The sequence below is a fragment of the Levilactobacillus sp. FUA 3915 genome (assembly GCF_044053135.1).
Classification (GTDB): domain Bacteria; phylum Bacillota; class Bacilli; order Lactobacillales; family Lactobacillaceae; genus Levilactobacillus; species Levilactobacillus lanxiensis.
In genome coordinates this window covers 1,994,462-2,012,297 of sequence record NZ_CP168704.1, presented here as the reverse complement: position 1 = coordinate 2,012,297, position 17,836 = coordinate 1,994,462, and the positions used below count along the sequence as shown (strand labels likewise).

Annotated in this window: 17 protein-coding genes; 4 read left to right on the top strand and 13 right to left on the bottom strand. The window is 52.0% G+C overall.

Annotated elements, in window-relative coordinates; genetic code table 11:
* Positions 1–60 precede the first annotated feature (60 nt).
* The 4 genes from ACEPST_RS09355 to ACEPST_RS09340 all read right to left on the bottom strand — a co-directional run bounded on the left by ACEPST_RS09355 (position 61) and on the right by ACEPST_RS09340 (position 3,003).
* A complete protein-coding gene (locus tag ACEPST_RS09355; protein ID WP_204122180.1) occupies positions 61–627 on the bottom strand; it encodes a DUF1643 domain-containing protein in 567 nt (188 codons plus the stop codon).
* Positions 628–686: 59 nt separating this feature from the next.
* Positions 687–1,379, bottom strand: a complete 693-nt coding sequence (locus ACEPST_RS09350; protein ID WP_395425068.1) for a DUF1643 domain-containing protein — start codon at positions 1,377–1,379, stop codon at positions 687–689.
* A 505-nt stretch (positions 1,380–1,884) separates the two neighbouring features.
* Entirely contained in the window at positions 1,885–2,319 is a 435-nt protein-coding gene (locus tag ACEPST_RS09345) for a GNAT family N-acetyltransferase (protein WP_125765901.1), read from the bottom strand.
* 18 nt (positions 2,320–2,337) lie between these two features.
* A complete protein-coding gene (locus ACEPST_RS09340; protein ID WP_204122182.1) occupies positions 2,338–3,003 on the bottom strand; it encodes a histidine phosphatase family protein in 666 nt (221 codons plus the stop codon).
* 1,269 nt (positions 3,004–4,272) lie between these two features.
* Here ACEPST_RS09340 and ACEPST_RS09335 point away from each other — a divergent pair.
* Positions 4,273–6,363 (top strand): LTA synthase family protein, encoded by a 2,091-nt coding sequence (locus tag ACEPST_RS09335; RefSeq protein ID WP_204122200.1) that lies wholly within the window; start codon positions 4,273–4,275, stop codon positions 6,361–6,363.
* A gap of 460 nt (positions 6,364–6,823) precedes the next feature.
* Here the strand turns inward: ACEPST_RS09335 and ACEPST_RS09330 are convergent, their stop codons facing one another.
* The 3 genes from ACEPST_RS09330 to ACEPST_RS09320 form a co-directional block, all read right to left on the bottom strand.
* Positions 6,824–7,105, bottom strand: coding sequence for a type II toxin-antitoxin system YafQ family toxin (locus ACEPST_RS09330; protein ID WP_204122183.1), 282 nt, complete (start codon positions 7,103–7,105; stop codon positions 6,824–6,826).
* On the bottom strand, positions 7,098–7,433 hold the full coding sequence (locus tag ACEPST_RS09325) for a type II toxin-antitoxin system RelB/DinJ family antitoxin (RefSeq protein WP_395409175.1): 336 nt from the start codon (positions 7,431–7,433) through the stop codon (positions 7,098–7,100). The genes ACEPST_RS09330 and ACEPST_RS09325 overlap by 8 nt, the downstream gene beginning before the upstream one ends.
* A 579-nt stretch (positions 7,434–8,012) precedes the next feature.
* On the bottom strand, positions 8,013–9,008 hold the full coding sequence (locus tag ACEPST_RS09320) for an NAD(P)/FAD-dependent oxidoreductase (protein WP_204122185.1): 996 nt from the start codon (positions 9,006–9,008) through the stop codon (positions 8,013–8,015).
* A 33-nt stretch (positions 9,009–9,041) separates the two neighbouring features.
* Here ACEPST_RS09320 and ACEPST_RS09315 point away from each other — a divergent pair, with 33 nt between their 5' ends.
* Positions 9,042–9,800, top strand: coding sequence for an alpha/beta fold hydrolase (locus ACEPST_RS09315; RefSeq protein ID WP_204122186.1), 759 nt, complete (start codon positions 9,042–9,044; stop codon positions 9,798–9,800).
* On the opposite strand, the gene ACEPST_RS09310 is transcribed toward ACEPST_RS09315, so the two are convergent.
* Positions 9,785–10,825, bottom strand: a complete 1,041-nt coding sequence (locus ACEPST_RS09310) for a PrsW family intramembrane metalloprotease (RefSeq protein WP_204122187.1) — start codon at positions 10,823–10,825, stop codon at positions 9,785–9,787. The two genes, ACEPST_RS09315 and ACEPST_RS09310, sit on opposite strands and share 16 nt — an antisense overlap.
* A gap of 334 nt (positions 10,826–11,159) precedes the next feature.
* Here ACEPST_RS09310 and ACEPST_RS09305 point away from each other — a divergent pair, with 334 nt between their 5' ends.
* Positions 11,160–12,119, top strand: a complete 960-nt coding sequence (locus ACEPST_RS09305) for a nucleoside hydrolase (protein ID WP_204122188.1) — start codon at positions 11,160–11,162, stop codon at positions 12,117–12,119.
* Between the two features lie 100 nt (positions 12,120–12,219).
* Here ACEPST_RS09305 and ACEPST_RS09300 read toward each other — a convergent pair whose 3' ends face one another.
* The 5 genes from ACEPST_RS09300 to ACEPST_RS09280 form a co-directional block, all read right to left on the bottom strand.
* The gene (locus ACEPST_RS09300; RefSeq protein WP_203642998.1) at positions 12,220–12,888 is read right to left on the bottom strand and encodes a hypothetical protein; all 669 of its coding nucleotides are present in this window, start codon (positions 12,886–12,888) and stop codon (positions 12,220–12,222) included.
* An 80-nt stretch (positions 12,889–12,968) separates the two neighbouring features.
* Positions 12,969–13,784 carry a Cof-type HAD-IIB family hydrolase gene (locus ACEPST_RS09295; RefSeq protein ID WP_203642999.1) on the bottom strand — a complete coding sequence of 272 codons (816 nt, stop codon included), beginning with the start codon at positions 13,782–13,784 and terminating at the stop codon, positions 12,969–12,971.
* Between the two features lie 70 nt (positions 13,785–13,854).
* Complete coding sequence (locus tag ACEPST_RS09290; protein ID WP_374706474.1) at positions 13,855–14,667, bottom strand: alpha/beta hydrolase; 813 nt, start codon at positions 14,665–14,667, stop codon at positions 13,855–13,857.
* Entirely contained in the window at positions 14,651–15,946 is a 1,296-nt protein-coding gene (locus ACEPST_RS09285; RefSeq protein WP_239064552.1) for a PTS transporter subunit EIIC, read from the bottom strand. The genes ACEPST_RS09290 and ACEPST_RS09285 overlap by 17 nt, the downstream gene beginning before the upstream one ends.
* An 82-nt stretch (positions 15,947–16,028) precedes the next feature.
* Positions 16,029–16,844 carry an HAD-IIB family hydrolase gene (locus ACEPST_RS09280; RefSeq protein WP_204122191.1) on the bottom strand — a complete coding sequence of 272 codons (816 nt, stop codon included), beginning with the start codon at positions 16,842–16,844 and terminating at the stop codon, positions 16,029–16,031.
* Between the two features lie 239 nt (positions 16,845–17,083).
* Between ACEPST_RS09280 and ACEPST_RS09275 the strand changes: the two genes are divergently transcribed.
* A complete protein-coding gene (locus tag ACEPST_RS09275) occupies positions 17,084–17,836 on the top strand; it encodes a DUF2087 domain-containing protein (RefSeq protein ID WP_204122192.1) in 753 nt (250 codons plus the stop codon).

The following is a 17,836-nucleotide window of genomic DNA, read 5'->3' as shown; positions in this document are numbered from 1 at the left end:
AAAATAGAGCCACGGAGATAATTGCAGCAACGACCTCTCCGGTCAGCTGGGTTTAATCTGTTAAGCCTTGATTTCTTTCAGATGCCATTCAGCATCCGCCTGTTCAACAGGAGTCAATTTCTCCATATCCGCAATGAGTTTGCCAAGTGGATGCCCACCATAGTTAGCAACAGAACTAATCATGTACAAATGATTGCCTAGCTCTGACTGACTAATCTGATTCATCAATTCGACATAAGAGCCTTTTAAGATATCTTCGACTTCCCCGGTAGCCAACAGTAAGTCAGCCTCGCCTAAGTTCTGAGCCATTTCTGTAATCACACGTGCATTCTTATCGGCTTGTTTTTCAATTTCTTCGCGGTGATCATTCAAATTCTCACTGTCCGTTTCAATGACTGGTGATGCATTAACAATAATCATCTTCCGATAACGTGGAGCCACATGCTTAACGAGTAACTTGATTGTCGGGTCCATCAATTTTTCATCACCCACACTAGGATTCTTCATTAAAACAAACAGTGCTTTATCAGCATTCTCGTTTGGCGTTTTGATTTCTAAAGAATAACGGCAGGTTTCATTGCGATTAATGCCAATAACTTTAAATCCTTCTGGATATGCTTCACTCATTTCGATAACTTCCTTTATTATTAAATTAGTGAATTTTTGATAATGCTCAACAATTGTTTTTAATTGATTACTTTTTCTAACGTCCATTCAGAATTATTATTATGCATGTGAACCAAAGTAAGATGCTTAGTTGCTGGCCGATTCGCATTTGAAGGAAGATAACCATATCCAGACTTTGATAAACCAATTACGAACGATTTTTTTGGCGAATAGCTTTGAATTATATCAATTAAGCCATTATATTGACTTGCAACACGGCTAGCATTATTTCCAGTTGCCACCAAAAAATCAAAATTTGTCTCTTCTTTTATAATTTTATTGACAACTTTGCAATTTTCACTCTTTTTACTTTCGATAAGTTTTTTGTACTTTTTGCTTGAAAATTCACATTTTCCTCTCATCGGAACCAGATTTACAATAATGATTTTTCGATATTCTCTTCCTTGTCCTCTGAGAACGTTATTAACTGTTGGGTCACTCTTCTCAACAGTCGCATCACTGGGATGTTGCATTAACGCTACTAAGGTCGGAGCTAACTTACTATGTCCAATTTGGGAATAATTTTTATTTTTGAGTTCCAAGAAATAACGAAATTTATCATCCTCATCACTACCAGTTCCCACGTAATTAAAATCTGAATAATTTTCCATATGTACTATTCCTCCACTTAAATTGCGATGGCACATAATTCTCTTATGTACCTGCCAATCCTCATTATATGAATTGATGGTAAAACAATTAAATTCAATCATGGATTCTATCAATCTTCATTTACAATGTTAATTTTACGTCTCTATAATAGAGACGTCAACAGAATTAATATCTATTTTAGCAACATATCATAGTGTTAATAGCCAAGTCGATACGAATTGTTGTGAAAAGTGCAACCCAAGTTACATTGCTGATTTGCGAAAACAAGTACTACACCCACAAGTTTTCGAGAGATAACAGCCCTTACACGGGTAAAATTAATCAACGTCCTTTGCTTGGATAAATCCTCCACAGGAAACCAACCAACGGACAAAACGTCACTATCACTTGACTGTCAAAGAGTTTACCGGATTCAAATAAAAAAATTAAACAGATACTACGTAACCAACACATCTAAGCCAGCCAAACCCTATAAATAAAAAAACTACCTTCCCATGCAATCGGTAGGCAGTTTATTTAACACCTTAATTTCTATGGTTACCCACACAAAAAGGCTTCCGAACAGTACAGTACTGATCAGAAGCCTTCCTTAAGTATAATGTGTCTCTATTCCCCAGTATATTGCACCGTCTGATGCTGGATACCAGCCTCTTCAAATGCATCACCGATGGGTTCAAAGCCCAATTCTTTGTAGAAATCCATGGCCGTCAACTGGGCGTCCAATTCGACGTGCGCCACGTCTGAGCGCTTGGCGTCGTGGATGATCTGCTTGATCAATTCCGCTGCGTAGCCGTGCTTACGTTGATCAGCGACCGTGGCCACGCGTTGAATCTTCACGCGGTTCCCCGCCAGCATATCAATCCGTGCCGTCGTGACGGGTTCATCGTCCACGTACCCGACGTAGTGCATCTTGTCTTCGTCGGTCCCGTCCAGTTCCACCTTAGGGTCAATCCCCTGTTCTTCAATGAACACGTCCTTACGCATTTGCAGGGCGTCTTGGTATACGGGGTTCAATTTGCCCCAAGCCATTCTAATTTCCATCAAACCATCCATCCTCGCTTAATCTTTTTGGTTGTAGCTTAATACTTGAATGTCGTCCGGCGTCAGCAGTAGCTTCGTGACACTCCCGTTCGCTGGCCGTTCGCTCAGGTCATACTTGCCCTGACCATAACGTTCCATCAGGCTCAGCAACGTGTTACCATGGCTGACCATCAAGATGTTGTCGCCGTCTTTCAAATCAGGGTTGTGGCGCATCAGGTTAAATCCTTGATCCACCCGCGCCCAGTACTCTTCGTTGTTTTCAGCTTGGCGGAACGGGTCGGCTTCCTTCAAGAAGTCCTTGGCCTTGCCAATCGAGTATTTCTCTTCAATCGCCTTAAACGTTGGCACTCCATGCGGCGCACCCGCCACGTACCAGGCCTGTGCCATGTCGGTACCTTCGTAGTACCCGTAGAACTCTTCACGGAAGAAGGACGCCGTCGTCAACTGCGCAGCCGGTGCCGAGTGGTTAGCGGCCAAAATGGCCTTGGCCGTCTGTTCAGCCCGTGTCGTGTCACTGCAGTAAGCCGCAGCGAATTGCACGTCCTGCAGGCGTTTACCCGCACTCTCAGCGTCCGCGATGCCCGCCTCAGTCAATGGTGAATTACTCCAGCCTTGAAGTTTATTGTAGATATTAAAATACGTTTGCCCATGACGGACCACGTACAGCGTGAGTTGTTTCGTCATAGCTAGTCACACCTTTCATTTAAAATCTATCTCTAGTGTACCAAAGATACTGCGGTAGCGGTTACAATTTCGCAGTCTGACTTAAAGTTTTCCTAAACTTGCCCCCAAAACGGCCACAGCCCCCCGAACTTTGGTACGCTGGGTTGAACACGGATTGCCTCGCCGCAGGGGTGGTGAAATCTGCTGCGCTAGTTCCATTCCCGCCGGCGGATTCAAGCTGCCCTGCTGTGGGGAACGGTGCCAGCCTGAGGAGCGGTCTGCCCCCTCGTCTTGAAGCCTGGAAAACCACCAGTCTCCAAGGTCGTCCCATGTTCTAGGCTGAGAAAACCATTCAGCCAAGAACATCGACACAGCTGGTCACCTTGATCCGCCTCTGGTCACTGCACAAGCTGGCATTTTCACCACCCCTGCGGCTGACACTGGTTCACCCCGCACCAATATCGACGGGCTTGTCCTTGTTGGGTGGTTTTTTCTGTGTCCTGGTCTGTTCTATCCGTTAAGGTCTGTATGATTTAGACATATGGCAATTGCGTCATGTAATTAATAGGACATATATAATAGAAGAAAAGTGATTAAATAACTAGTCTATTCGTCCTTATGCGCTAACCGTTTTACCCAGCATCATAACCTAGTTGGGTACTAGTTTCTACTATATTGGTTACACCCTCACACCACCCAACGTCTCATGAACCCAACAACGTTGCCGTGCCCCACTCGGTGTGCTGGAGCGGTTGGCCACCCTCTCTGTGTCGGTGGTCTTTGGTGAGTGATCTTCTCACCTTAGACCACGGCCGAGTTGGGAAACTTACGGGTTTAGTAAGGCTCCCAACCGCCCTGAAGACCGCACCTCAGGCTTCAGGTCTGCCCCACAGGCAGGGTGGCTAACCAGCGGAAGCATACCGGGTGGGGCACAACCCCAAACAAAAGTAACCCCCTAGTCCATCTACCATTAACTGCCGGGAAGTCCGTCAGGTGGGCCGGAGGTGATCAGACAGAACCCCGTGTCGGTGGTTTTAGTCGAGCGTTCTTCTCGACTTAGACCACGGCCGAGCTTGTAGACTCACGGTCTTGGTGAGGCTTCAAGTCGCCCTGAAGACCGCTTCTCAGGCTTCAGGTCTGCCCACGGGAGTGGCGTCTGGTCACCGGAGGCTCACCTGACCACCCACCCCGGTCAGTTATATGGTAGAATGAGACTACTTTATCCGCACACGAAGGAGCGAACGCACCGTGGAACGTTTCAAAAAAATATGGGCCAGAACCGGGACTCGCATGGGCTTTGTCACCCTGCTGGTCGTCCTGTTCTGGTTGAAGACTTTACTCGCCTATTTCGTCGACTTCAAGCTGGGACTCAGTGATCCGTTTCAATTTCTGATTCTCCTCCTGAATCCCCTGGCGACAACGATTCTGTTGTTCGGGTTGGCGTTGTATTTCAAACGAGCGCGCTTCTTCTACCCGTTTATCTTTCTCATCGACATCCTCAACAGCCTGCTGCTGTACATCAACGTCATCTACTTCCGCGAGTTCACGGACTTCATGACCGTCAGCACCATGCTGGGCTATTCCAAGGTCGACCAGGGACTCTCCGGGAGCTCGCTGGCCCTGACCTCGCCGCACGACATTCTGTACTGGCTCGACCTCGTGCTCGTGCTGGCACTGATGGCCACGCGGCGCATCTACATCGACCCGCGGCCGCTGAACAAACGCGTCGGCCTCGCCGTCACCTCCAGCGCCCTCCTGCTGTTCACGGTCAACTTGACCATGGGCGAAATGGACCGGCCGCAGCTGTTGACGCGGACCTTTGACCGGACCTACCTGGTGAAATACCTGGGGCTGGACGCCTTCACCGTTTACGATGGTATCAAGTCGCAGCACACCAGTGAACTGCGGTCGCACGCCAAGAAGTCCGAGCTCAGTGGCATTTTAAAATACGTGCACAAGAATTATGCGGCCCCCGACAAGAGCATGTACGGCGCCGCCAAGGGTAAAAATGTCATCATCCTTCACCTGGAAAGCTTCCAGCAATTCTTGATCAACAAGAAGGTCAACGGCCAAGAGGTCACGCCATTCTTGAACAAACTCTACAAGAGCAAGGCGACCTACAGCTTCGACAACTTCTTCCATGAAGTCGGCCAAGGCAAGACGTCCGACGCCGAAACCATGCTGGAAACCGGGACGTACGGCCTGCCACAGGGGTCGCTATTTACCCAACTCGGGAACGACAACACCTTCCAGGCCGCGCCCGCCATTTTCGACCAGGCCGGCTACAGCACCGCGGTCTTCCACGGGAACGTGGCCAGCTTCTGGAACCGCAGCAACACCTACAAGAACCTGGGTTACCAGTACTTCTTCGATGCCAGTTACTACGACACCTCGGGTGATAAATCGCTGGGCTATGGTTTAAAGGATAAGCTATTGTTCAACGATTCCGTGAAGTACCTCCAGCATCTCCAGCAGCCATTTTACGTGAAATACCTGACCGTCACCAACCACTTCCCGTTCACGCTGGACAGTGAAGACTCCAGCTTCAAGACACCAAATACCGGTGACAAGACGGTCGATAACTACTTCAAGACCGCCCACTACCTCGATCAATCCATCAAGGAATTCTACGCCTACCTGCACAAATCCGGGTTGGATAAGAATTCGTTGGTTATGATCTACGGGGACCACTACGGCATTTCTAACTCGTCGAACAAGAGTCTGGCGAAGTTGCTCGGGGTCAATCCGGATGACTGGAACGACTACGACAACGCTCAGCTCCAACGCGTGCCACTGATGTTTAACATGCCCGGCTACAAGAAGGGCAAGGTCGAACACACCTATGGCGGCGAGGTCGACGTGCTGCCAACGCTGATGCATCTGATGGGCATGAATACCAAGAAGTACATCCAGTTCGGGACCGACCTGTTCTCCAAGGCCCACAATCCGGTCGTGGCGTTCCGTAACCGCGATTGGGTCAGCCCGGACTACACGTCCATCGACGGCACCGTTTATAGTAACAAGACCCAAGAGGAGCTGCATCCTGACAAGGCGCTGCAGGCCAAGCTAGATGCCATTCAAAAGCACGTCAACCAGGGCTTGAACGACTCCGATTCACTGAACCAAAAGAACCTCCTGCGTTTCTTCCATCCCAAGGGCTTCACCGCCGTTGACCCGTCCGATTACAACTATTCCGACGGGCTGGAAAAGGAAGAGAAGCTGGAGAAGAAGTTGGGCTTGAAGTCTACCAGCCTGTTCTCCCGTAACGGGGACAAGTCGACGCAGCCGTTCTATAAGACGAATGCGCCAGAGTTGGGGCACAAGACCACCGATTCCAACCGAATCAAGATCACCAACCAAGACGACACTAGCGGGAAGTAGCTCCTCGCTCCGCCTCCGAAATTTCAAGGAACTCCGCCTGTGGGCAACTGCCGCCTGCGTCGGTTAGGTGCTCCCACCCTATGGGGCACGGCCGAAGCCTGTGAAGCGGTCTTCGCCCTTGTGTTCAAGCCTCGCCCAACCCGCGAGTCTCGAACACATCCCGTGCTGTAAGGCCGGCAAGTCACCGGCCAACACCACCGACACAGGGTTCCGCACCTAACCGACTCCGGCTGAGATTGTCCATGTACTTTCGGCTGGTTGGCTTGGTTGGCTGGTTGGTTTGGTTCGTTATCTGATTGGTTGTTCTCTTATAATCTATCATCCATAACACAGATATCTGATTCTGAAACAGAAGGACCTAGTTACAGCAATAAAAAATTGGTGCAAGAAATCACGAAACGATTTCTTGCACCAATTTTTTTACTGTATTCCTGTCCCCAATTTTTCTGATCAAATCTGGTTACAAGATATCATGACTACCCGTATCGAGTAAGAGTAAGGTCAGCTCATTTTCATCAGTAATTTGATAAAGTAATAACCAATTCTTGTCGAGGTGAATTTCATTTACTCCAGCGTGATTACCAACAAGCATATGCCAATCGAAACGGTGCTTCAATGTTTCATGATCTTCGACAAGAATCAAATCGATTGCAGTATCTAGACGTCGCAAGTCATAATGTTTTTTGGCTAATTTCTTGATTGACCGATCAAAGCGCGCGGTGGTCTTGGATAACTTAATCATTCGCAGAGTCTTCTAACTGATGAATATGTTTGAACAAGTCATCAGCATTGGTAAAGGTCGTTGTTCGACCAGCCTTGACGTCAGCGAGAGCTTCATCAAGTTCAATTGTATTTTGATCATTTGTCGGCTTGAAAGGCATCCCATTTTCTTGAACAACTTGAGCGAGAAACATATTTACCAAATTTGGCAAGTCGGTCCCCATTGAATCGGCAATTTGAGTTGCACGTTCTTTACGTTCATGATCAATTCGAATCGTTAAACGATCTTTAGTTGCTGGATTACGCATATAATTCCCCCATTCGTTGTCGTATTGGTGATATTTTAACATCTAAAAGGCAGATAAGCTAGGAAAATTACTTTTAAGGTTAAATACAGTCTTTATAACCAAATAAAGAAGCTGTCCGTTCAATCTTTACGATTGTCCGAGCAGCTTCTTTGCGTTTATGAGATTTTCTTCTATGGTTAAAGTAAGTAGTTGTGGCTAATCATCAATGTGTGGTGAAGTTACCGCACTATTGATGTGCTTGGACAGAGTTGCAGAATATACCAGTACGTGAGGGGTAAAACCACGTCCGGGCCACAGCACTTCACGGTCCAACCCAATTTACTAGTCAGACCACAATCTCAGCCATAAGGCCGCTAGGTGCGAAAGCCCCACAGGCTGGAAACAACAAAACAAAGGGAGTAAAACCACGTCTGGGCCACGGTACTTCGCGGTCCAAGCCAATTTACTGGTCAGGTCACAATCTCAGCCGTAAGGCAGCCAGTGCGGAAGCCTGTGTCGGTTTAGTTTGTCGGCGTCTTTCGCCGGCTTACTAAGCGCCTTGGAAGACCGCCCCTCAGGCTTCCAAGGTCGCCCCACAGGCTGGGAGTACTGGCGGCCGTCGGCGGCAATCTCCCTCCACCCTTACAGCAATTTAGAATCGAGCGAAGTGCTGTGGATCGGACCGTGGTGGTCGGGGAAGAAGCGGGTCATGATTGATTTCACCGCCACCGGCGCCTCACCGTACCCCGTCGCAATCAATGGCTGTTTACCGGGATACATGACGCCATCGCCAATCGCGTAAATACCGTCCACACTGGTGGCCATGGTCGAGTCGACCGTAATCAGGCGTTGGCTCTCGGCCAGTTGGACGTCCCATTTGGCCAGGGCACTGTGGTCCGACGTGAAGCCGTAGCTGACGACCAGGTCATCCACGGTCGTGTGGACCGGGTCACCCGCCTGGCCCACTGGCTTTAGCGTGACGTCCAAGCCGGCCGGCGTTTCCGCTAAGTCGCGAATTAAGTACGGCGTTTGGACGTGGACGCTGGACTGCTGCAACAGGTCGACCATGTGCGGTAACCCGCGGAACTGGGCGCGGCGATGAAGCAGTGTCACGGACTTGGCAACCGGCTCCAGCATCAGCGCCTGGTCAATGGCGGCGTCCCCACCCCCGGCAACCATGACGTCCTTATCGCGAAAACGTTCGAGGTCACGGACGCTGTAGAAAAGGTGTTTACCCGTGAGGTCGTCCGCGGTGGCCACGTTTAATTTCCGTGGCGCAAAGGCTCCGTTGCCAATGGCGACGATCACCGCTTTGCTCTGCGACGTGCCGGCTGGCGTGGTGATGGTGAAGCCGTCGGCCGTGGCCGTCACGTTGGTCACCGTCTCCCCCGTTTTCACGGTCAGGGGAAATTGCGCGTTCTGCTTTTGCTGGTTGGCAATCAGGTCGCGCCCACTCACGGCGGGCAGGCCGGCCACGTCTAAAATGGTTTTCTCGGGGTACAGGGCGTTGACCTGCCCACCCAGCTCGGCCAGGCTTTCGATGACCTGGGTCTTGGCATTGTTCATGCCGGCGTAAAAGGCCGCGAACATGCCGGCGGGGCCGCCCCCAATAATCGTGATATCAAATTGCTCAGTCATTTTATCAAAATCCTTTCTAAGGAGGTGGTCCCGGTGAAACACACGCGTGGACTCACCGTTTTCCTCACAACGCTGTTGGTTTTAGGCAGTTTCATCGGCTGGTGGAATCACCGCTGGACCGTGCTCAATGATCTGCGTGTGCCGCAAACGCGGACGGCCACCCTCTTTTTGCCGGGAACTCACGGCGCTTGGCTCTCGCTGCGCAGCATGGTCACCAGCCTGGACCGCCCGCACGTCGGGACGTTTGCCCTGACGGCGCGGGTCACTTGGAACGGCCACGTGACCTGGCAACAACACCAGTCCGTTGGCCGCAACAATCCGCTCATTCCGGTTATTTTCAAGGATAACACGCACCCGCAGAAGCAGGCGCGGCAATTGGCGACCGTCCTGACCCAACTCCACCGGCGTTACGGCGTTGACCGGGTCAACTTGGTCGGCCACTCCTCCGGCGGCACGATTGCCTACGACTACCTGAACGACCACGCGCCCGCCCCGGTGGCCGTCGCCCGCATCGTGATGGTGGGGGCCGACTTCCCGGAACGGACGCGCCTCGCGGACCGCTATCCAGAGTTAAAAATTTTAAATATCGCTGGCGTGATTGGCCGGACCGGCAACGACAGCGAGGTGCCGGCGAACACCGTGACCCCACTGCGGCGCCTGGTCGCTGGCCGCGTCGGTCAGTACCGCTACGAAACGTTTACCGGCCCCGTTTGGGAGACGCAACACTCCCTGTTACACGAGAACCCGGCGCTGGACGCCAAGCTGATGCGCTACCTCTATCCGCCGAGCTGATTGCCTTTCAAGATACGTTGGCCCTGAAGCGTGCGCGCCTCTCTGAGACCGGCGTTGATCAGCACAAAGATGGCGACCCAACCGATGGCGATGAGGACCCACTGCTGCAGGTATAAAATGTCTAATAGAGCAAACGGCGCGTTCCAATCCCAGAGGGCATGCAGCGCAATGGCCAGGAGGTAGAAACGCAAAAATTTTGGCGCAACCATATTACTCCCGGTCACGGGTTGGTGCCGTTCCTTGGCTAAAATAATGGCGGCACCCATGATGGCGGACCAAATCGTATGGGTCCCGATGGCTTGCCAGCTGCGCATCAGCAGGGTCACCAAGCCATACTGGCCGGTGTACCCCGCCGTTTCAAAGACGGCAAACCCGGCCCCGATGGCCGCCCCAACGAGCAACCCATTGAAAATATAATTCAAGCGGAAACGGTTCACGAAGTAGGCAATCACCAGCATCTTGGCGGTCTCCTCAATGAAGCCGACAACCAGCGCCGACTCCCACGACGTCCCGTTGCCGGATGGAATCAAGGAATATAGAATCATGGTGGCAATTAGGGAAAGAATCCCGCCGACTAAGAAGACGGTCATTAATTGGTACACTGAAATATTGCGGAACACATTAATTTCAAAAAACATGATCAATAAGGCAAAGGGCACCGTCAGTGACCCGATGAAGATCATCCCCGGCACGGCGTTGTTGCTTCGAAAGACCAGGAACAACATCGCTAACAAGACAAAGCTAGCCCCCAGTAGCGCAAAGACGCGTGAGAAGAGCCAGGGCTTGACGGGTGCCGCCGACACGGCTTCCAGGGACGGTGTGGTTTCGCGGGTCCCGACAATGAACAGGGCCTCCGCATCGTCACGGTTGTGCGGCTTGAATACCTCCGAAAACATCTGGAACAGGTGAATCTCCACCACTTTATTCTCGCCGGTCCACTCATTCATTTCCTTCGTGGCGTCGTCTAGCAAATGGTTGTGATACTCGAATTTCTTTCTATTTGGCTTGCTGGCTTCATTGGCCATGGCTGGCCCCCCTTTTTTAGATTCACATTAACCCAGAATTCGATCGCAAATTAACCGATTTCAAAAAAAATTTACTAAAATTAGCGCCCCACTTCTAGCCGGCATCTAACTTATTGGGCACTAATTTTCAAAGAACGTAAAACGCTTTACTCAAGCGCTTCCAGCGCCATCTCCCGGCGGAAATCCCGGAATCAATGGCCGTCTTCTATCTTACCCTGAACCGTCAATTGCTTCAACTTGGTGACGGGGTGAGCTTGCTAAATGTAACCAGTTACATTATAGTTAAAGCAGGCGTTAAAGCTTAAATATTGACCAAAAGGGAGACACTCATATCATGGCAAAACGTAAAATGATTTTGGACTTGGATACTGGGATCGACGATTCTCTTGCAATCGCTTACGCATTAGGTGCACCTGATGTTGACTTAATCGGTATCGTCGGTTCATACGGCAACGTTGTCGTTGAAGAAGGCGGCAAGAACGCATTGAAGATTTTGGAATTGTTGGGTCACACCGACATCCCTGTATACTTAGGCGAAAGTCACTCTTCAACCTCTGACCACTTCGACCGGATGGAAGTTAGTGCAAACATTCACGGTCAAAACGGAATCGGTGAAGTTGAACTGCCAGAACCAACGCGTGCCATCGAAAAAGAATCCGGTGTTGATTTCTTAATCGAAGCTGCACACAAGTACGGCAAAGACCTGACGTTGGTACCAACTGGCCCAATGACCAACTTGGCTGCTGCCTTGAAGAAGGCCCCAGAAATCGCTAACGAAATCGGCAACATGACCTTCATGGGTGGTGCTTTGACCATGCCTGGTAACGTTACCGCCTACGCTGAAGCCAACATCAACCAAGATGCCGAAGCTGCTAACGCCGTTTTGACCAGCCCACTACACTCTACCATGGTTGGCCTGGACGTTACGTTGCGGACCCTCTTAACCAAGAAGGAAACCAAGCAATGGCGTGAACTCGGCACCGTTGCTGGTGAAAAGTTTGCCGACATCGTCGACTACTACATCGAAGCTTACAAGCAATTCAACGACAACTTGGGCGGCTGTGCTTTGCATGACCCACTCGCTGTTGGGGTTGCCTTAGACCCTAGCTTCGTCACCACGATTGACCTGAACATGGTCGTTAACTACAACAAGGAAACTTACGGTCGGACCATCGGTGATGACAACCGTCTCAATGAACCTACCAACGTCAAGGTTTCCGTCATGGTTGACAAGGACCGTTACCTCAAGGTCTTCATGGACTACCTGACCACTTTATTCAAAAACAACAAATAAGTTTGATTGAAAAACGCTGGCTGCGGCCGGTGTTTTTTGTTGTACGCAAAAATGAGCACGGCTCCCGATTTGAGGACGCGTGCTCATTTTTTAATCGCAATTAAGCCTTGTAGTTAAAGTTGTTGATCATGGTCTTAACAGCGTTGTTCGTGTATTCCGTGGCGTATTGTTTCTTTTGTGCTGCGGTCAGGGCATCGGTGTTGTTAAAGATGTCCGTGTATTGCTTTTGCATGGCTGGCTTCACGTACTTCTTAGCGTAAGCAGCAGCGGGACTCTTCTTGACCTTGCTGTAAGAATAAGTCTTGCCAGTGGCTGAGGCTAAACGCCGGTTGAGCTTCGTGCCAGTTACCTTGGTACTGAACTTGGTGCTGGACTTCTTCGTCAGCTTAAACGTGTAAGTTGATTTCGTCAATGACGTGGTCGTCTTGTTGTCAGTCGTCTTAAATTCGATCAACTTGTACTTGGTCGTCAACGTCCGCTTGTTCTTGCTGACCTTAATAGAGGTTGGCACACCATATTTGACGTTGGCGCTCTTACCGTTGAAGTCACCAAAAATCAGCAACGTCCCGGTTTTTCCGTTAGACTTGTATGACTTAAAGTAAAAAGCCGTCTTCGAGCTAGCATTCTTGTAGTAACGCTTCAAGTCTGTGTTCGTAAAGGTTGCGGGCTTAGCCTTCGTGCTAGCACTAGCCGCGCTCGGTGCAGCGACACCACCCAGGGTTCCCGCTGCAAGTACTACTAATCCAAGTTTCACCATCAAACGTTTCATGACCAAAATCCTCCTTAAGATTAATCCTATACACCATTTATACTGCCAGTTTATCGGTCTAAATGCAAGCGCTACCGCTTCTAGCTCAACAATTCTGGAAAGGTTTGTTTAAGGTACGCCGCAACCCCAGCGTCGTTGTTGTCTTTGGGCGTGATGTGGTTGGCGGCATCCTTGACGGCTGGTTGGCCATTCAACATAGCAACGCCATCCCCGGCGGCCTTGATCATGCCCAAGTCGTTCTCGGCATCCCCGAAGGTCATCAGGTTACTGAAGTCCCAACCGAAGTGCGTCAACAGTTGGCCCAATCCCACGGCCTTATCCATGTCGGCGGCCAAGAATTCCAAAATCTTGGGTTGTGAGCGGACGACGTGATACAGATCGGTCAGCTCCGGTGTCAGCTTGCTAACGACTTCATCCAGCGTGGCGGGGTCCGTCGCCATGACGGCCTTACTGAAGAGATGGTCGGGTAATTCTGCAAACGGCGTCGGGGTAAAGGTCATGGGGGCCTTCAACATTTGTTGGTAAACCGATGGCGTTAAATCAGCGACGGGATAGACTTGATCAAAGTCCAAGACGTCCAAGGGATAGTGGTTGGCTGCTGCAAAGGCGTGCAACGGCTTGAAATCCGTGCGACTCAACCCACTCTGAGCCAAGGCTTCCTTGGTCGTGTTCTGAATGACCAGGGCCCCGTTGAAGGTAATCGTGTAATCTTCAGCCGTGGTCAGTCCCAGTTGTTCCAGGTAGCCCCAAATGGCATTGATGGGCCGGCCGGTACACAGCACCACCTTGATTCCCGCAGTGTGTAATTGCCGCAGGGCTGCGGCGTTGGTTTCACTAATGGTCTTATCCGTATTGAGTAACGTCTCGTCTAAATCGAGCGCAATCATCTTTATCATTCGTTGTTGGCCTCCGTAATTTTCCTTATGCCCCTAGTTTACACGTAACGGCTTGTGAAATAAACCATGATTAGGACAAAAGGTCCTGCCGAATGAGCGCAACAATTTGTTGATTCTCCGGCAAATCCGCGTGGTTGGCGTTCGCACCGGTCACGGTAATCTGCGTGAATCCCTTAACTTGGTCCTGAAATAAATACTTGCCGCGGTTCACGCTGTCAAACGGCACGATGCCATCCCCCGTGAAGGTCTTACTGCCGGCAATCGAGTAGACGACCAGCTGTCGAGGCAACCGTTGCCGCCCTGCTTCCAGCGTCTTGAACAGGGGTGTATCCACGGTCGCGTCGTCTTCCTCCAGATTAAACGGTGTGGCAATCGTCATCAGCCGGTTGGCTCGCACGATTCGCTGATCCAGACTATTTTCCATGAATAGCGTCAGGACCAGGCCGCCGTTGGAATGCCCCATTGCCGAGAAATGATTGAACTTATACGTCTTCTGCAGGGCGTTAAAGGCCAATGCAAACCATTTCGCCTGCTTTAAAATATTCTGCGCGCCGTCGTGATGATTCTGAAAGCCAACCACGATGAACGGCCGCGTGTCCCCCGGTTGGATGCGGCCGGTGTACACCAGTTGGCCCGTGGTCTTGACCTCGACCCGTAAGAGGCTGTGGGTCGCGGGCGTTTCCCGGTTGAGTTCCTTGACCAGCGCGTTGAAGCGGTTCTGGGTCGCACTCGAGCCAGGCACCAAAAAGACGGGCGCCATCAGTGTTTGATAGTGACTACGGACCTCGCTACGTTGCTGGGGCCGCCAGAGAAAACCTGGCAGACTGAGCAAGACCAAGAGGCCCAGCACCACGATAAAGCCGCGTTTAATTGCGTGGATCATCATCGGCCACCTCCCCGGCTATCTGGGCTTGCGCCTGCACGTGCCATTTCACAAAAGGATAGTAGATGGCCGTGCTCAGGGCGAGGTTCACGAGACCAAGAACTAAGGCCGCCCAATTGCCACCGGTCCCTAAGAACGCTTGCAACGGTCCCGGCGTCCCGGTCAATAACGGATACGCCACCGCGGGCACCCAGGCCAGATGCAGGCACAGCCAGCTAACACTGATACAGACCAGTGGCGCCAGGAGAAACGGGATGCCCAGTACGGGGCTTAGCATCACCGGCAGGCCGACCATCAGCGGTGCCCCGAAGTTTCCCAGCGTTGGGACCAGGCTCAGCCACGCCACGGCGTGATGCTGCGTGTGGCCGTGCACCAGCAGGATGGCCAGCACGAGTCCCAGCAACATCCCCGTCCCGCCAAAGTTGGCGTAGACGTCAACGACGGTGTGGAGCGTCACGGGATGGGGCAACTGCCAGCCGGCATGGTTCAAGACGGCCTCTAAATTTTGTGCCGTCGCCACTGTTTGCCCGCTCGGCGTGATGGGCTCGAGCACCCCGAGCCACGCATACAGGCTGGTCAGTCCGCTATAGCCTAGCAGGCCCAAGATGAAATGCGGTAAGCGAAACGGCCACTGAATGGCGCTCACGAACGCCGCATTTAGACTGACCGTCTGGGTGGTCACCCACAGTAGGCCCAGCGCGGTGGTTCCCAGCAGCCAGCCACTCATCAGCAGAAACGGGCCCGTCAGACCGGTCGTCTCGTGGTGGGCCAGGAACCAGCGATAACTATTGCCCACGAGGAGGCCAATCAGAATGCCCATCAGGATGCCCTGCAGGCCGAGGTTGGCCGACGCCCATTTGATGGGACGCAGGGCCAAGACTGACGGCCGACTGACATTGAAGAATTTCAAACTGATCACGGCGGTCATGCCGGCCATCAGTCGATTGGTGGTCTGTCGGGTCACCGGTGCCACTAGATAAAAGCTCACGGCAAACGCCATCAGGATGGCCGCCAGTCCCAGCGTCCCCGCACTGATCAAGCGGAGATATTGCCGCAACACCTTGAGCTGGAGCACCCAGGTCGCCACGTGTAAGGTCTGATAAAAATACCCGGTCCGTTGCAGCCAGGCCTGGTCAACAAAATCTGCCAAACTGCCCAATAGAATAATGGGAAAAATCAGCCGCAACGCTTGGCGAATCGCCGCGACCTGTCGATTGCGCTGACACTTGACCTCCAACGCAACCAGTGCCGTCCCCAAACGGCTCGTTGTGATTTGCACGTCACTCACCCCCACTGCGGTCATTGTATGCCGGCAGCGGGTCGTTTGCTGCAACTGGACATTCGGTTAGAACGCGAGCAACTCAAACTAGCCAGCGCGCAATCTGATTCAAGACGGCCCCCTCATCGTTGGTGTCAGGCGTTTGCTGGCGACTCGTCCGTAAGACCTCTGGCGCCGCGTTGGCCACGGCAAATCCTTGGCCCACCAGCTCGAGCATAGCGGCATCGTTGCCGGAGTCGCCAAAGGCCGCCATCTGGGCGGACCCGATTTGCCAGGTGTCCCCTAAATACTGTAGGGCCGCGGCCTTGTTGACGCCCGGAAGCGTCACGTTCATGCCGCCTAGGCCACTGCTGGTTGCCCGCAGGTTCCCCACGAAACGTTGATTGAAGGCGGCAACTTGGGGCGCGATGTCGGTCTTCAGCCAGGTCAAATCTAATTTCAAAATGCCATCGGCAACGGTCGTTAACTGATCCACGTGCGTCAGGCTGGGGTAGAAGGCCTGCGATTCCTTGAAGCGCTCGCTGTCGACCGGCAACTGCGTGTAGGCTTTCTTCCAGCCGCAAGCAATCACGAAACAGTCTGCCATCACGGGCGTTCGACTGATCCAGGTGGTCGCCACCTGCCACAACGTCGTGGGAATCGCAGCACACTTGAGCACCTGCCCCGTGGCCGTCGTGATCAGCGCGCCGTCCTCGACTACGTAGGTAATGGCCGCGCGATTCTTCAACGGCGCAAAGAGGCCCTGCGCATGGTCGAGCGGGTCCCCCGTCGCTACCACAAAGTGAACCCGTCGTTGGGCCATCACCGCCAGCTGTGTGTCAAACCGGTGCGCATCGTAGCGTCCGCTGTTATCTAAAAATGTGCCATCTAAGTCCGTCGCTATCAACCTTGGTGTCACGCCACCCATCTCCCCTTCTGGTAAAGCTAACTTGCACCCATCATACCTGGCCGCAAGCCGCTTCGCAACGATGTTTGCTTACAAATATAATGATATTAACTGGCTAAGTGCTGAAGCGTTTGCCAGGCTTAGCGTAACAGTCGTTTTATTTATTTGTTTATTGTGGGTATACGTTTTTTAAATAAATGTTGACAGTTTTGGTAAACATCTGTACACTAAGACCCATTGGAGGCATCATCATGAATTTACAAGACCTTTCCCTCACCGAAATTGAACAGGGATGGCACCAAACCACCACGGCATACGTCTGCAACTACTGTCAGGCCAGCTTTGCCACCGATCAGGTCTTCCCGGTCGCGGACAAATTCTACCAGGCAGCCCAAATGATTCAACAGCACGTCGCCCAGGAGCACCCGGATGCCGTCCACCTGTTGATCAACGATGCTAGTAAGTACAACACCCTAACCGCCAAGCAACGCGAGCTCTTGGCCGCCTTTAGTACCGGGCAAAAGGACGCCGAGATTGCCACCGCGACTGGCGTGGCCGCCGCGACCATTCGCCACCAGAAGTTTACCTTCCGGGAGAAGGCCAAGCAGGCCAAGCTGTACCTCGCCATTTACGACCAGGTCTTCAACCAACCGGCCGTGGCCGACAGTCTGGTCCGCTTCCCCAATCAGGCTGGCACGGAGGACGACCGCTTTGCCATGACGACTACCGAGTACCAGCAGCTCGTCACCAAGTTCTTCCAGTCGACCGATCCGCTGCAGCTGACACGGTGGCCCAAGCACCAGAAGGCGATTCTAGCTGTGCTCAAACGCATTACCAGCACGATTTCCCCAGACCAACACTTCACCGAGGCTGGCCTCAACGACCTGCTTCGGCCCATTTATCCGGATTATCCGCTGATTCGCCGTTACCTGGTCGATTACGACTTCTTCGAACGCACCACCGACGGCAGCGACTACTGGCGGAATCCCAGTTACAAGGAGTAA